Source organism: Nonomuraea sp. NPDC050691, assembly GCF_040654455.1.
Lineage (GTDB): Bacteria > Actinomycetota > Actinomycetes > Streptosporangiales > Streptosporangiaceae > Nonomuraea.
In genome coordinates this window covers 22,579-36,379 of the sequence record NZ_JBFAIA010000076.1, presented here as the reverse complement: position 1 = coordinate 36,379, position 13,801 = coordinate 22,579, and the positions used below count along the sequence as shown (strand labels likewise).

Sequence of the window (13,801 nt, the reverse complement as noted above, 5' to 3'; positions counted from 1 at the left end):
GGCTCGCCGCTCGCCTCCGTTCCGCCGTCCGTCAGGACCCCGGGCTCGGACGCCGGCGCGCCTGACCTGCCGGCCACGCCTGACCTGCCGGCCACGCCTGACCTGCCGGCCACGCCTGACCTGCCGGCCACGCCTGACCTGCCGGACCGGCCGGAGCCGCCCGCGCCGCCGGAGCCGGGCGAGAACCGGCCGGCCCCCGTCGTCCAGGACATGGACGCCGGGTCCGGCGGGTTCGATCCGCCCTTCGCGCTGGTGGCGCTCACCGCGTTGCCCCTGGCGGGGCGGCGCCGCTACCCCCTGGGCACGTTCTGGGTGGTGATCGCCGCGACGCTGGCCACCACCGGCGCGCAGACGTGGATCACCGTGGCGAGCGTCGCCGTCGCCGCGTACAGCGCCGTGGCCCACAGCCGCAACCGGGTGCCCGCGGTGGCGTCCCTGCTGCTCGCGGCCGTGCTCGCCGGGGCCCTGGACCGGGGGATCACGCCGAGCCTGCCGAGCGCGCTGGGGCCGTACGTGGTGCTGCTCAGCGCCGGTGCCCTGGCGAGCTTCATCCGGTTCTGGCGGCACAACAGCCGCCGGCTCGCCGAGATGCGGCGTGCCCAGGAGGAGGCCATGCGCGAGGCGGTCCAGGCCGAGCGCTCGCGGATCGCGGGCGAGCTGCACGACGTGGTGACCCACAATGTCAGCGTGATGGTGATCCAGGCGGGTGCCGCCCGCAAGGTGATGGACGCGCAGCCGGAGCAGTCCAGGCAGGCGCTGGTCGCGATCGAGGCCAGCGGCCGGGCCGCCATGGCCGAGCTGCGCAACGTGATGGGCCTGCTGGCCGGCCCGGAGAGCGCCGCCGCGACAGGGGCGGGCAACGGGCTGGAGCCGCAGCCGGGGCTCGACCGGCTCGACGGCCTCGTCGAGCGGGTCCGGGCCGCCGGGGTGTCCGTGGACGTCACGGTCTCCCTGCCGGAGGGGCCCCTGCCCGCCGGGGTCGACCTGGCCGCGTACCGGGTCGTGCAGGAGGCCCTGACCAACACCATGAAGCACGCGGCCGGCGCGGCGGCCTCCGTCACGGTCGGCCACCGCGGCGACCGCCTGGAGATCGACGTCACCGACACCGGAGGCACGCCGTCCGCCCAGTCGCGCACCGGCAACGGCCGCGGTCTGATCGGGCTGCGCGAGCGGGCCGCCCTCTACGGCGGGACCCTGGAGGCGGCGCCCGTGCCCGGCGGCGGATTCCGCCTCAGGGCCGTCATCCCGTGGAGGGCCGAGTGAGCCGCCCGCTGCGCGCCGTGATCGCCGACGACCAGGCGCTGGTCCGCACCGGTTTCCGGATGATCCTCATGGCCGACGGCATCGAGGTGGTGGCCGAGGCGGCCGACGGGGGCGAGGCGGTCGCCGCCGTGCGGCGCACCCGGCCCGACGTCGTGCTCATGGACATCCGCATGCCGCACATGGACGGCATCGAGGCCACCCGCCGGATCGTGGCCGGGGGAGCGGATGACACGCGCGTGCTCATCCTGACCACCTACGACCTCGACCAGTACGTCTACGCCGCCCTCACGGCGGGCGCCAGCGGATTCCTGCTCAAGGACGTCACGCCCGAGCACCTGGTGGCCTCGGTGCGGCTGGTGCGCTCCGGCGACGCCCTGCTCGCGCCGGCGATCACCCGCCGTCTGGTGGAGCGCTTCGCCCCCCGCGCCGAGGCCGCGCCCGTCGTTCATGGCGACCTCTCGGAGCTGACGCCACGGGAGCTGGAGGTGCTGCGCCTGCTGGCCACCGGCCTGAGCAACGCCGAGCTGGCCGACCGGCTGACGCTCAGCCCGACGACGGTCAAGACCCACGTCGCCCGCATCCTGTCCAAGCTGGGGCTGCGCGACCGGGTCCAGGCCGTCGTCCTGGCCTACGAGACCGGCCTGATCTCTCCCGGCCGGAGGGCCGGCTGACCGCCGGGCGTGCGGGCGCGCGAGGCCGGCGCGCCACGGCGGCGGCGTGGGTCAGCGTGTCAGGGCGGCGGCCCGGGACCTGGTCAGGGCGTCGAGCAGGCCGGGGAACGCCTCGTCCATCTCGGCTCGGCGCAGCGCGTTCATGCGTGAGGTCCCGACGTAGTACTGCCGGATGAGGCCCGCCTCGCGCAGCACCTTGAAGTGGTGGGTGGCGGTGGACTTGCTGACCGCGATGTCGAACGTCCCGCACGCGAGGTCCTCCTCGGAGGCGTCCAGCTGCGTGACGATGCTCCGGCGTACCGGATCGACGAGGGCCTCCAGCACCTGCTGGAGGTCGAACTGCGACACGTCGGGGTGCGGTGGCGTACGTCCCATGAGCCCCATAGTACGACACTCATCGAAGTTTGACGACGATCGTACTTCTGTGCTTCAGTTGCTCCCGTCATCAGGCGAGCGATGAAGGACGAGGACATGGCGAGAACTGTGCTGTTCCACGAGGTCGGCGGCCCCGAGGTGATGCGGCTGGAGGACGTCGAGCCGGGGGAGCCGGGGGCGGGCGAGGTGCTGATCCGGGTGGACGCGATCGGGGTCAACCGGGCCGAGGCGCTGTTCCGCGGCGGTCACTACATCGAGCCGGTCAGGCGGTTCCCCGGACGACTCGGGGCCGAGGCCGCCGGCGTGGTCGAGGCCGTCGGCCCCGGGGTGACCGGGTTCGAGGTGGGGCAGGCGGTCAGCAGCGTGCCGGCGTTCTCGCAGAACGACTACGCCGTCTACGCCGAGCGGGCCGTCGTCCCGGCAGCGGCGCTCGTGCACCGCCCCGACGGGGTGGACGCGGTGTCCGGCGCCGCGGTGTGGATGCCCTACCTCACCGCGTACGGCGCGCTGGTGGAAGTGGGCGGCATGCGGCCCGGTGACGTGGTGGTGCTGACCGCCGCCTCCAGCAGCGTCGGGCTGGCCGCCATCCACACGGCCAATCGCGTGGGCGCCACGCCGATCGCCGTCACCCGCACCGGCGGCAAGAAGGAGCGGCTGCTCAAGGAGGGCGCCGCCGACGTGATCGTCTCAGACGAGGAGGACGTCGCCGCCCGCGTGCTGGACCTGACCGGCGGCAAGGGCGCCGAGTACGTCTTCGACGCCGTGGCCGGGCCCGGCGTGACCGGCCTCGCGCGGGCGGTGGCGCCGGGCGGCACGCTCTTCATGTACGGGGCGCTGAGCGGGCAGCCGACCCCGTACCCGGGCTTCGACCTGGGCATGCCCGCCCTGAACATGCGCACGTACACGGTGCTGGAGACCATCAGGGATCCCCGCCGGCTGGAGCGGGCGGTGGCGTTCGTCGCGTCAGGGCTGCGGTCGGGCGCGTTCCGGCCCGTGGTGGACCGCACGTTCCCGCTGGAGGAGGTCGTGCGGGCGCACCGGCACATGGAGTCGGGCGCCCGGATCGGCAAGATCGTGCTCACCGTCGACCACTGATCGCGGCCCAGCGGATCACGTTCGCGGAGATGACGGGACGGCGCTCGTCATCGAGGCTCGACGTGGCCGGGCCGGCCCAGGTCTTCTCCACGGCGGCCGACCTCGGCTACGAGCACGCCCTGTCGTACGTGTCCGAAGACACGCACGTCGCCACCGTGCAAGGACTGCCTCTGCACGCCGAGCGGGCATGGCCCCACCTGGATCCGGACGATCTCGTCATCGTGCCGGGCTGGCGCGGCCCGGCCCGCATGGCCGGTGCCGACACCTTGCGCCGGCTGCGCGAACATCACGCGGCCGGCGGCACCGTGGCGGGCATCTGCGCGGGCGCCGACGCCCTTGGCCGGGCCGGCTTGCTCGATGGCCGCCGCTGTACCACCCACCACACGAGCCAGGACGAGCTTGCCCGCCTCCATCCGACGGCCGAGGTGGTGCGCGACGTGCTCTACGTCGAGGACGAGCGGGTGGTGACCTCGGCGGGCGTGGCCAGCGGCATCGACGTGGCGCTCCACTTGCCGAGCGCCAGGCGCGGGCCGTACGCGGCCAGCCAGGTGGCCCGCGCCTTGGTGGTGTACGCCCGCCGTCAGGGAGCCTCGCCACAGATCAGCGCGATGCTCCGGCACCGCGGTCACAACGACGAGACCGTGCACCGCATCCAGGACCTGATCGACGCGCATTTCACCCGACGGCTCACGCTCTCGATGCTGGCCGACGCCGTCGGATGCAGCGAACGGACGGTCACCCGGCTCTTCCGGCATGCGACCGGCCTTACGCCTCTGGCCTACCAGACCGCTCTGCGGCTGGAACGGGCCGAACACCTCCTCGGGCAAGGCGCGACGACCGAGACGGCCGCCCGTGAGGCCGGCTTCGGCGACCCGCGGATGCTGCGTCGCCTCCGCGCCCGTACGGAGGCCCGGCGGTGAGATGCCTCACTGGTGCGCCCCCTCAGGGCCGGGCCGCGTGGACGAGGGAAGGCGCGTGGCGGCGGCGAGCCCGGCCAGGGCGAAGACGGCCAGGGTGCCCATCGCGAGCGCGTAGGAGCGGTTCCCGGAGACCAGGTCGGAGACGAGGATCGTGCCGGCGATCGCCGTGCCGAACGACGAGCCGAGGTTGGAGACGCTGCGCGACAGCCCCGAGATCTCGCCTTGCATGCTCTCGGGCACGCTGGACTGGACGATGTTGACCGACGGCGTCAGCATCACTCCCGTGCCGAGGCCGATCAGCAGCAGCCCCGGACCGAAGGCGATCACGCTCGACGAGAGCCTGGCCAGGGCGAGCAGAACCACGATCCCGATCACTGTCACGGCGAAACCCGTCACGATCAGGGCCTTCTGGGAGCGCCTGGCGGCGAGGCGCTCGGCCGCCAGCGAGGAGACGAGCACGCCCACGGTCGCCGGGGTGAAGATCACGCCCGTCTCGATCGCGTTGTAGCCGCGCACGGTCTGGAGGAAGACGGCGACGACGAACGACGTGCCCATGAGGAGCACCCACTGGATGTTCTGCGTCACCAGGCCGATGTTGGACGTCCGGTCCCGGAACAGCCCGGTCGACAGCAGCGGTTCCTTGCCCGCGCGTTCCCACGAGCGCATGTGCGCGAAGAACCAGAGCAGGAACAGCACGCCGACGACGAGCAGGACCGTCATGAGCGCCACGTTCTGGTCGGCCTGCAGGATCCCGAACACGACGAAGAACATGCCGGCCGCCGACAGGACCGCCCCCACGGTGTCGAAGGGACGGTCCGGGTCCGGCTCGATCGGATCGACGATCCGGCGGCTGAGCAGGATGATCGCCGCGATGATGACGGTCTGGAAGAAGAACGCGGCCCGCCAGCTGATGGCCGTGGTGATGAACCCGCCGATCAGCGGTCCGGCGGCGGCGCCGATGCCGCCCATCCCGCTGATCACGCCGAAGGCCCGGGCCCGCGACACGGTGTCGCTGAAGGCGAGCGTCGCGAAGATGTAGACGGGCGGGATCAGCAACGCCGTGCCCACGCCCTCCAGCACCGAGTTGCCGAGGATCAGGATCCCGAGGCCGGGCGCGATCATGCTGAGCAGGGCGCCGGCCCCGTACAACTGGAGTCCCAGGAGAAAGCACCGCTTGCGGCCCCAGCGATCGGTCAGCTTGCTCCCGGGGATCATGAAGATGGCCATGATCAGCAGGAACAGCGTGATCGTGATCTGCACGCCCTTCACGGTCGTGTCCAGGTCCTCGCTGATGTCCTTGATCATCACGTTCATGTTCGAGCCGGCGAAGCTGCAGACGAACTGGGCGAGGGCGAGGGGCGCCAGCAGGCTCCGCGAGGAGGCGGCCGCGCCCGGGGTCGCGGGAGTGCTGGTCACGGCCGGCTCCCAGGGGTGAGCGACACGACCCTCGGGGGACGCGGGGCGACCCGGCCCGCGGGCACGCGGTGCCGCAGGACGACCTTGATCAGCTCTTCGACCACGACGAGGCTCGCAGCGAGCCCCAGGCACGCCGCCCACTGGCCCACGCCCAGCTCGGTGGTGCCGAAGACGCGCTGCAGCAGCCCGATCTCGGTGACCGCGACGATCAGGATGAGCGCGAGGGCGTAGCGGCGCAGCTGGGTCGGGCCCGGCAGGGACGCGCGCGAGAAGACCGTGTTCAGCTGGTCGCGCGCCAGCAGCCCGGCCACGACGTGGAAGAGCGACAGCGTGGTCAGCAGCATGGTGGCGCCCGCGACGGCGCCGCCCTGCCGGGCCCCGATCTGGTACGCGGCCAGCGACCCGGCCGTCATGACGAACCCCTGCGCGCACAGCCGCACCCAGTTCCCCCGGGACAGCACCGGGGCGCCGACCGGCCGGGGCGCGCGGTTCATGAGGCCCCGCGTCGGCTCGTCGAACCCCAGGGCGATCGCGACCGGGATGTCGACGAGCATGTTCACCCACAGGATCTGCAGCGGGGTGAGCGGGATGCCGCCGGCGATCCCGAAGGCCGCCGCCCCGATGAAGATCGAGATGTAGGCTACGAGGGTGGACATCTGGAAGCGCAGGTACTTGAGCAGGTTGTCGTAGAGGGCGCGCCCGTACTCCACGGCGCCGACGATCGTCGCGAAGTTGTCGTCGGTGAGGATCATGACGGCGGCTTCCTTCGACACCTCGGTGCCGGTGATCCCCATCGCCACGCCGATGTCGGCGGCCTTCAGGGCGGGCGCGTCGTTCACCCCGTCGCCGGTCATGGCGACCACGTTGCCGGTCCGCTTGAGCAGCCGCACCAGGCGCAGCTTGTCCTCCGGCGCCACCCGCGCGACCACCCCGATGTCGCCGATCCGCTCGCGCAGCTCGTCGTCGCTCATGGCCGCGAACTCGGCGCCGGTGATCGCCCGGCCGGGGATGCCCAGCTCGGCGGCGATCGCGCCCGCGGTCGTCACATGGTCACCGGTGATCATCCGGACCCGGATGCCGGCCTGCGCGCACGTGGCGATCGCGGCCTTGGCCTCCGGCCGCGGGGGATCGACGATCCCGACCATCGCGAGCAACGTCAGATCCCGCACCAGGCCGAACAGGTCGCCGCCCGGGTCGAACGCCGCCGGGTCGAGGTCACGCTGGGCCACCACCATGACCCGCTCGCCGGCCCCGGCCATGCGGTCGTTGGCCTCCAGCGCGAGCGGGCGGTTGGCGTCCGTCACCGGGACGAGCGATCCGTCCGGGGAGCGGTAGGAGGCGGCGCGGGCGATGAGCACGTCAGGGGCGCCCTTGACGTAGCAGCGGACGACCGGCTTGCCGTCCGGGCCGGTCATCTCGTGGAAGGTCGCCATGAACTTGTAGTCCGCGTCGAACGGGACCTCCCCGACGCGCGGGTAGGCGCTCCGCGTGCTCTCGACGTCGAGGCCGCCCTTGGCGGCCGGCACGATCAGCGCGCCCTCGGTCGGGTCGCCGATCAGGTTCTCGCCGTCCAGGACGGCGTCCGCGCACAGGACCTTCGGCAGCAGGTACGGGTCGAGGTCGACGTGCGCGCCGCCGACGTGCTTGATCTCCCCGGCGGTGCCGTACCCCTCGCCGGACACGGTGTAACGGTTCAGCCCCGGGATCACCATCTGCCGGGCCGTCATCTTGTTGAGCGTCAGCGTGCCCGTCTTGTCCGAGCAGACCATCGAGGTCGAGCCGAGGGTCTCCACCGTCGGCAATCGCTTCATGATGGCGTTGCGGCGGGCGATCTCGCGGGTGCCGATCGACAGCAGCGCCGTCACGACCGCCGGCAGGCCCGTCGGGATGGCGGCGACCGCCAGCGCCACGCCCGTGATGAACAGGACGTCGAACGGCTTGCCCTGGAGCAGCCCGAGCACGACCACGAGGGCGAGGGCGATACCGGCGATCGTCGCGATGATCTTGGACAGGCCGTCGAGCTGCTTCTGCAGCGGCGTCTTCTCGGCCTCCGTGCCGGCGAGGAGGCCGGCGATGTGGCCGATCTCGGTGCCCATCCCGGTCTCGGTGACGACCAGCTCGCCGCGCCCCCGGGTGACGGAGGTGTTCATGTACGCCAGGCAGACGCGGTCGCCGAGCGGCACGTCCTCGCCGGGCACCGGGCCGGTCCTCTTGGCCACCGGCAGGCTCTCGCCGGTGAGGGCGGACTCCTCGATCTCCAGGGACGCGGCGACGCAGATCCGGCCGTCCGCGGGCACCCGGTCGCCCGCCTCGACCAGCACCACGTCGCCTGGCACGAGCTGCTCGGCGTCGACCTCGACGGCCTGGCCGTCCCGGCGGACCCGGGCGACCGTCCGCATCATCTGCGACAGCGCCTGCACGCTCTCCTCGGCCTTCGCCTCCTGGCGGAGCCCGACCACCGCGTTGAAGACGGTGAGCCCGGCGAGGACGGCGGAGGTCCCGGCCTCGTGCGTGACGACCAGGCTGATCACCGCCGCGGCGAGCAGCACGATCTGCATGAAGTCCCGGTACTGGCGCAGCCATGCCTGGAGTGCCGACTCCTTCTTCCGGCTCTGCAGCCTGTTGGGGCCGTGAACCTGGAGGCGGTCGCGCGCTTCCTCGGCACTGAGGCCGCGGTCGAGCCGGACGTCGAGCTCCCGGGTCACCGTCGCCATGTCGAGCGCGTGCCATGTGCGGTGGTCGTCATGCGGCTGTCCCACGGCGGCCTCTTCCGTTCCGAGGGATGACCGATGCGACGTCCGCCCTGTCCATGGTCTGCGTCCTCCATTGCGGGAAGTGCCGCCGGTCGTCCCGGCGGAAGTGCGCGCCCGTGGGGGAAGCTCTGACCTGACCTCGAAAGAAAGTCCTGGAATGTAGGTATATGTCCCTTGCTTGGCAGGGGTAACCCTGTGGGCGGCGTGCGAGGGATTAGCCTGGAAAAGGGTGCTCTGTCCCCTCGGCGACGCTCGCGCGGCGCACCCGGCAGCCCGGCGCATGTGACGAGGGACGGAGGCATCCATGAACGACTATCCGCCGATCGCGGACCACGGCATGGTCGGAGACCTGCAGACCGCCGCCCTCGTCTCCGGCACGGGGACCATCGACTGGTGGTGCACCCCCCGCTTCGACTCCCCGAGCGTCTTCGCCTCCCTCCTCGACAGCGAGCGCGGCGGCCACTTCCGGTTCTCCGCCGACCTCGACCTCATCGCCGGGGAGACCGTGCGGCAGCTCTACCTGCCGGACACCGCGATCCTGGTGACCCGCTACATGGCGCCGAGCGGCGTCGGCGAGGTCGCCGACTTCATGGAGCCGAACCCGGCCGCCACCCCTTCCGACCGGCACCGCCTGGTGCGCGTCGCCCGGGTGGTCCGCGGCAGCCTGCCCTTCACCCTCGCCTGCCGGCCACGCTTCGACTACGCGCGGGCGGCACACAGCCTCACCATGCTCGACGACGGCTCGGCCCTCTTCCAGGGGCCCGGCATGGACCTCCATCTGCGGGCCAGCGACCGCATCACCCTGCGCGCGGACGGTGACGACGTCGTCGCCGACTTCACCCTCCAGGCCGGTGAGACGGCCGCGATCACCCTGACCGGCGACCGCGCGGGCGCCCACGTCCCGAGCCCGCTGACCCGCGCCGAGGTGCGCGACAGCATCGAGGCGTGCCAGGACTTCTGGCTCGGCTGGCTGCGCGCCTCCCGCTACCGCGGGCGCTGGCAGGAGATGGTCAACCGCTCGGCGATCACCCTCAAGATGCTCACGTACGCGCCCACCGGCGCGCCGATCGCCGCCGCCACCATGGGCCTGCCCGAGCAGATCGGCGGCGAGCGCAACTGGGACTACCGCTACACCTGGGTCCGCGACGGCTCCCTGTCCGTCCGGGCCCTCATCGACCTCGGCTTCACCGAGGAGGCGTACGCCTTCCGCACGTGGCTGCGCGAGCGCCTCGACGCGGGCGGCACGGCCTCCGGCGAGCCGTTGCAGATCATGTACCGGATCGACGGCGACCCCAACCTGACCGAGGAGATCCTCGACCACCTGGAGGGGTACCAGAAGTCCGCCCCAGTCCGGGCCGGCAACGCCGCCGCCGACCAGATCCAGCTCGACATCTACGGCGAGGCCGCCGACGCGCTGGCCCAGGCCCAGGACATCGGCGGCGTCCACGGCTGGCGGTCCTTCGCCCGGCTCCTGGACTGGCTGGCCGACACCTGGGACCGCCCCGACGAGGGCATCTGGGAGACCCGCGGCGGGCGCCAGGACTTCACCTACAGCCGCCTGATGACCTGGGTCGCCTTCGACCGCGGCATCCGCATGGCGTCGACCTACTCCCGTCCCGCCGACGTCGTCCGCTGGACGAACACGCGTGACACCGTCTTCAACCAGATCGTGCGGCGCGGCTGGAACGAGCGGCGGCAGGCGTTCGTCCAGCACTACGCCACCGACGTCCTGGACGCCTCGCTCCTGCTCATGCCCCGGGTCGGCTTCGTCTCCCCCCGCGACCCGGCCTGGCTGAGCACCCTCGACGCCATGGACCAGGAACTCGTCAGCGACAGCCTCGTCTACCGCTACGACCCCGTCGCCTCCCCGGACGGGCTGCGCGGCTCGGAGGGGACGTTCAATCTGTGCAGCTTCCTCTACGTCGAGGCCCTCGCGCGCGCCGGGCGGGTGCGGCAGGCGCGCTACGCCTTCGACAAGATGCTCACCTACGCCAACCACGTCGGCCTGTTCGCCGAGGAGATCGGCCCGTCGGGTGAGCAGCTGGGCAACTTCCCGCAGGCGTTCACCCACCTGGCGCTCATCGCCGCGGCCATGGCCCTCGACGAACAGCTCGATGACCGGGCCGACGGGCGCGCCGCGCGTCCCGTCCCGCCCTACGGAGCGTGAACGGGGACGAACGCGTGCAAATCGTACCGCCCGTCGTGGACGACGCCGTAGGAGCCCTCGGGCAGCTCGTTCCACGCGCCCGTGAGGTCGCGCATCGGTTCGGAGACGACGAAGCGCGTCGTGGGACCGAGCCGCCGCAGGCTCTCCAGCTCCGGGTGGAGGTCGCGTATCTGGGTGATGTCGGTGGAGTAGAACAGCGATCTGGGCGGCCCCACGCTGGAGTAGCGGAAGATCCAGACGCACTCGCCGTCGGAGGTGGCCACGGTCATCTGGACCGGGTGGGGGACGCCGTGGCGCCGGGCGATCTCCTCCACCAGGCCGACGGCGCGGGCGACCGCGCCCGGCGGGTCGTCGGCCAGGCCGAAGGTGAGGGCCAGGAAGAACAGCACCTCCGAGTCCGTCGATCCCTCGATGGCCGGGTACAGCGCCGGGTCCACCGCCATCACCAGGTCGCGCTTGAGCCGGAGGAACCCCCCGATGAGCCCGTTGTGCATCCACAGCCACTGCCCGTAACGGAACGGGTGGCAGTTGCTGCGCTCGACCGGGGTGCCGGTCGAGGCGCGGACGTGCGCGAACAGCAGGGGAGTGCGGATCTGCCCGGCCAGCTCGCGTAGGTTCCGGTCGTTCCACGCGGGCAGGATGTTCTTGAACACGGCGGGCGTCTTCCCCTCGCCGTACCATCCGATGCCGAAGCCGTCGCCGTTCGTGGTGTTCGGGCCGAGCCGGGCGTGCAGGCTCTGGTCGATGACCGAGTGCACGGGCTGGAACAACAGCTCGTCCGCCAGAATGGGATCTCCGTAGTACGCCATCCACCTGCACATGGCCGCCTCCTGTCGCCGATCAGGCCCGGGGGTAGCCGGGGTGGCCCGGGGGAGGGGGGTAGCCCGAGGACGGGGGACAGCCCGGCATCATGCGGTTGCGCGTCGCCATGTTCACCCAGTGCAGCAGGTCCAGCAGCACCGCCAGCACGATCCAGGCCCAGTCCCCTCCGCTGAGCCGGGCGCCGGAGACGGACAGGACGATGTACATCAGGGTCGCGAACGGCAGGAAGATCAGGCCGAGCAGGGGCCAGATCCACGTGTCGAAGACCGCTCCCACCAGCGCCGGCCGCGCGATCCAGAGGATGAAGACGGCCATTCGCGGGAAGATCCCGGCGAATATGGCGAACAAGCAGCCCATGGGTGCCTCCGTCGAACTCGGCGTCGCCCGCGTAAAAGCTGTCGGACCAGGTCACGTGCCCTCCGTCCGCCATCGTGAAAACCGCCACGCGCTGGACCATCATGAATTTGGCCCGCTTTTGGAAAGGTCAGAGAGTGCCCCCGCGAATCCGGCGCATTCGTTAATGCGAGGGCGGGTGATCCCGTAAGACGCTTTACCTCGTCATCCGGAAATGTCCCCATGGCTCGGTAACCCTGGAAGGAAGAGAGCCATGAGTAACCTCATCGTCGCTCAGCCAGGACCAGGAGGCGCAGCTGCACGAGATGGTCCAGGGCACGGCGGCCCACTAGCTCCGGCTGACCTTCCCTGGTCGTCGAGCCGGGCAGGCGGAGTGCGCCGGTGTGGCCGGTCACGGTGTCAGCGGCTTCGTCCACGACGTTGCCCGGTGGACAGGCGTCCCGACCGGGGTCAGCGAGGTACTTGGTCAGGGGCTGGACGGCTGCCCGCGAGGCGGGGCAGGAGGTCGGTGAGCACGGCCTGGGCCGCACGCCGGCCGGAGACCAGGGCGCCCTGGAGGGAGCCGGTGTCGCGGTGGTCGCCGCACACGTACAGCCCGGCGCGCAGGCGCACCGGCTTGCGCAGCGGGTGCGGCGGCGGCATCGCGGGCAGCGCCGCCGGGACCGGGTAGGTGGCCAGGTGCTCCCAGCCGGAGGTGGTGCCGTAGATCTCGGTCAGGCGCCGGCGGACCGGGCGTTCGTCGGTGTTCAGGCCCAGGACCGACGTGGACACCAGCGCTCGCCCGTCGGCGGAGTAGTCCGGTGCCGCGTCCGTGATGACCAGGGTGTCGGTGACGGCGCCGGTGGCGTCGACGATCTGGACCGGCTCGCGCAGAGGCGAACGGGGAGCGGCGTGGTAGAAGGTGGTCACCGCGCGCATCGGTGGGGCCTCGATCTCGCCCAGCAGGTCACCCGCCGCGACGGGGTCGGCGGCCACCACCACGGCCGGGCTCTCGATCGTGGTGCCGTCCGCGAGGCGCACCCCGCCGGCCGCGACCTCGCTCACGCGGGCGCCGAGGGTGATGGCGCCCGGCGGCAGCCGGTCGGCCAGTTGGCGGGGGATCTGGCCCATGCCGAGCGCGGGCAGGCCGATGGTGCCGCGTGCGAACGACCGCCAGAACAGGTGGAAGACCCGGCTGGAGGTCTCCAGGTCCCGTTCCAGGAGCACGCCGGCCAGGAAGGGGCGCATCAGGCAGTCGATCATCTTCGGGGACATGCCCCAGGCGCGCAGTTCCTCGTCGGTACGCCGTTCACGCCCGCCCCGCAGCCGGGAACCGGGCAAGGCGAGGTCGCGGGTGGTGATCGCGGCGAGCGCGGCGTTGTCGCGGAGCGTGCCCAGGCCGGCAAGCAGCCCGCTCAGCGCGTGCCGGGGATGCCGCCACGGCAGCATCACCCTGGCCCGGGCGGTGGTTCCCTGGACGATCACCCCCGAGGCGAAGGGCCGCAGGTCGAGCGCGTCGATGTCGAGGACGCGGCGGGCCTCTGGGTAGGCGGTGTTGAACACCTGATAGCCGCGATCCAGCCGGAAACCATCGACGACGTCCGTACGCACCCGGCCGCCGACACCGTCACTCGCCTCCAGCACCCGGACCGCCATGCCGGCCTCGTGCAGCCGCACGGCGCAGGCCAGTCCCGCCATCCCGGCTCCGACGACGATGACGGAGTCGCTCGTCTCCCGGCTGCTGCCCATGCTCAGGCCCTACCCCCGGCCGCTCGGCTCAGACGTGTGTCCACATGCAGGACGAACGACTGCAAGCCGCAGCCCCGGCCGGGGGGCGTCGCGACCCCTTCCCGGCCCGGCACTGCCGAAGCTACGAGGAGGGGCGAAACAGTCCGGTGGTAGGTGAAGTGAGGCCCGCCGCGTACCAGCGCGGCGGGCCTCTCTTCATGCGCCGGGTCAGGTGTGGAGGCGGTCCGGCGCCTGTAC

The 13,801-nt window shown here is 72.0% G+C and carries 11 protein-coding genes; 5 read left to right on the top strand and 6 right to left on the bottom strand.

The annotated features are described in order from the left end of the window. Window positions 1–1,263, top strand: a 1,263-nt coding sequence (locus AB0H81_RS25260) for a sensor histidine kinase (RefSeq protein WP_358379182.1), incomplete at its 5' end; no start/stop codon positions are given. Next, a complete protein-coding gene (locus AB0H81_RS25255) occupies window positions 1,260–1,934 on the top strand; it encodes a response regulator transcription factor (RefSeq protein ID WP_358379179.1) in 675 nt (224 codons plus the stop codon). The genes AB0H81_RS25260 and AB0H81_RS25255, both read left to right, overlap by 4 nt. A 51-nt stretch (window positions 1,935–1,985) precedes the next feature. On the opposite strand, the gene AB0H81_RS25250 is transcribed toward AB0H81_RS25255, so the two are convergent. Continuing rightward, entirely contained in the window at window positions 1,986–2,309 is a 324-nt protein-coding gene (locus AB0H81_RS25250) for a helix-turn-helix transcriptional regulator (RefSeq protein WP_358379176.1), read from the bottom strand. A 96-nt stretch (window positions 2,310–2,405) separates the two neighbouring features. Between AB0H81_RS25250 and AB0H81_RS25245 the strand changes: the two genes are divergently transcribed. Both AB0H81_RS25245 and AB0H81_RS25240 read left to right on the top strand, forming a co-directional pair. After that, window positions 2,406–3,404, top strand: coding sequence for a zinc-dependent alcohol dehydrogenase family protein (locus tag AB0H81_RS25245; RefSeq protein ID WP_358379173.1), 999 nt, complete (start codon window positions 2,406–2,408; stop codon window positions 3,402–3,404). A 29-nt stretch (window positions 3,405–3,433) separates the two neighbouring features. Next, the gene (locus AB0H81_RS25240; protein WP_358379171.1) at window positions 3,434–4,324 is read left to right on the top strand and encodes a DJ-1/PfpI family protein; all 891 of its coding nucleotides are present in this window, start codon (window positions 3,434–3,436) and stop codon (window positions 4,322–4,324) included. A 6-nt stretch (window positions 4,325–4,330) separates the two neighbouring features. Here AB0H81_RS25240 and AB0H81_RS25235 read toward each other — a convergent pair whose 3' ends face one another. Together AB0H81_RS25235 and AB0H81_RS25230 are read right to left on the bottom strand one after the other, a co-directional pair. Next, window positions 4,331–5,740, bottom strand: coding sequence for an MFS transporter (locus tag AB0H81_RS25235; RefSeq protein ID WP_358379168.1), 1,410 nt, complete (start codon window positions 5,738–5,740; stop codon window positions 4,331–4,333). Then, window positions 5,737–8,499, bottom strand: coding sequence for a cation-transporting P-type ATPase (locus tag AB0H81_RS25230; RefSeq protein WP_358379165.1), 2,763 nt, complete (start codon window positions 8,497–8,499; stop codon window positions 5,737–5,739). Before AB0H81_RS25230 ends, AB0H81_RS25235 begins: the two co-directional genes overlap by 4 nt. A gap of 298 nt (window positions 8,500–8,797) precedes the next feature. On the opposite strand from AB0H81_RS25230, the gene AB0H81_RS25225 reads away from it, so the two are divergent. Beyond that, window positions 8,798–10,660, top strand: a complete 1,863-nt coding sequence (locus tag AB0H81_RS25225; protein ID WP_358379162.1) for a glycoside hydrolase family 15 protein — start codon at window positions 8,798–8,800, stop codon at window positions 10,658–10,660. Here the strand turns inward: AB0H81_RS25225 and AB0H81_RS25220 are convergent. From AB0H81_RS25220 to AB0H81_RS25210, 3 genes are all read right to left on the bottom strand, one after another. Further along, window positions 10,648–11,481, bottom strand: coding sequence for a class II glutamine amidotransferase (locus AB0H81_RS25220; protein ID WP_358379159.1), 834 nt, complete (start codon window positions 11,479–11,481; stop codon window positions 10,648–10,650). The genes AB0H81_RS25225 and AB0H81_RS25220 overlap by 13 nt on opposite strands. Window positions 11,482–11,500: 19 nt before the next feature. Then, window positions 11,501–11,797, bottom strand: coding sequence for a hypothetical protein (locus tag AB0H81_RS25215; protein WP_358379157.1), 297 nt, complete (start codon window positions 11,795–11,797; stop codon window positions 11,501–11,503). 489 nt (window positions 11,798–12,286) lie between these two features. After that, window positions 12,287–13,564 (bottom strand): NAD(P)/FAD-dependent oxidoreductase, encoded by a 1,278-nt coding sequence (locus AB0H81_RS25210; protein WP_358379154.1) that lies wholly within the window; start codon window positions 13,562–13,564, stop codon window positions 12,287–12,289. Window positions 13,565–13,801 lie beyond the last annotated feature (237 nt).

Bases quoted from the DNA above. Each gene is read 5' to 3' on its own strand.
- AB0H81_RS25250 (WP_358379176.1), bottom strand. From the start codon at position 2,309: ATGGGACGTACGCCACCGCACCCCGACGTGTCGCAGTTCGACCTCCAG.
- AB0H81_RS25245 (WP_358379173.1), top strand. From the start codon at position 2,406: ATGGCGAGAACTGTGCTGTTCCACGAGGTCGGCGGCCCCGAGGTGATG.
- AB0H81_RS25240 (WP_358379171.1), top strand. From the start codon at position 3,434: ATGACGGGACGGCGCTCGTCATCGAGGCTCGACGTGGCCGGGCCGGCC.
- AB0H81_RS25225 (WP_358379162.1), top strand. From the start codon at position 8,798: ATGAACGACTATCCGCCGATCGCGGACCACGGCATGGTCGGAGACCTG.
- AB0H81_RS25220 (WP_358379159.1), bottom strand. From the start codon at position 11,481: ATGTGCAGGTGGATGGCGTACTACGGAGATCCCATTCTGGCGGACGAG.
- AB0H81_RS25215 (WP_358379157.1), bottom strand. From the start codon at position 11,797: ATGGCCGTCTTCATCCTCTGGATCGCGCGGCCGGCGCTGGTGGGAGCG.
- AB0H81_RS25210 (WP_358379154.1), bottom strand. From the start codon at position 13,564: ATGGGCAGCAGCCGGGAGACGAGCGACTCCGTCATCGTCGTCGGAGCC.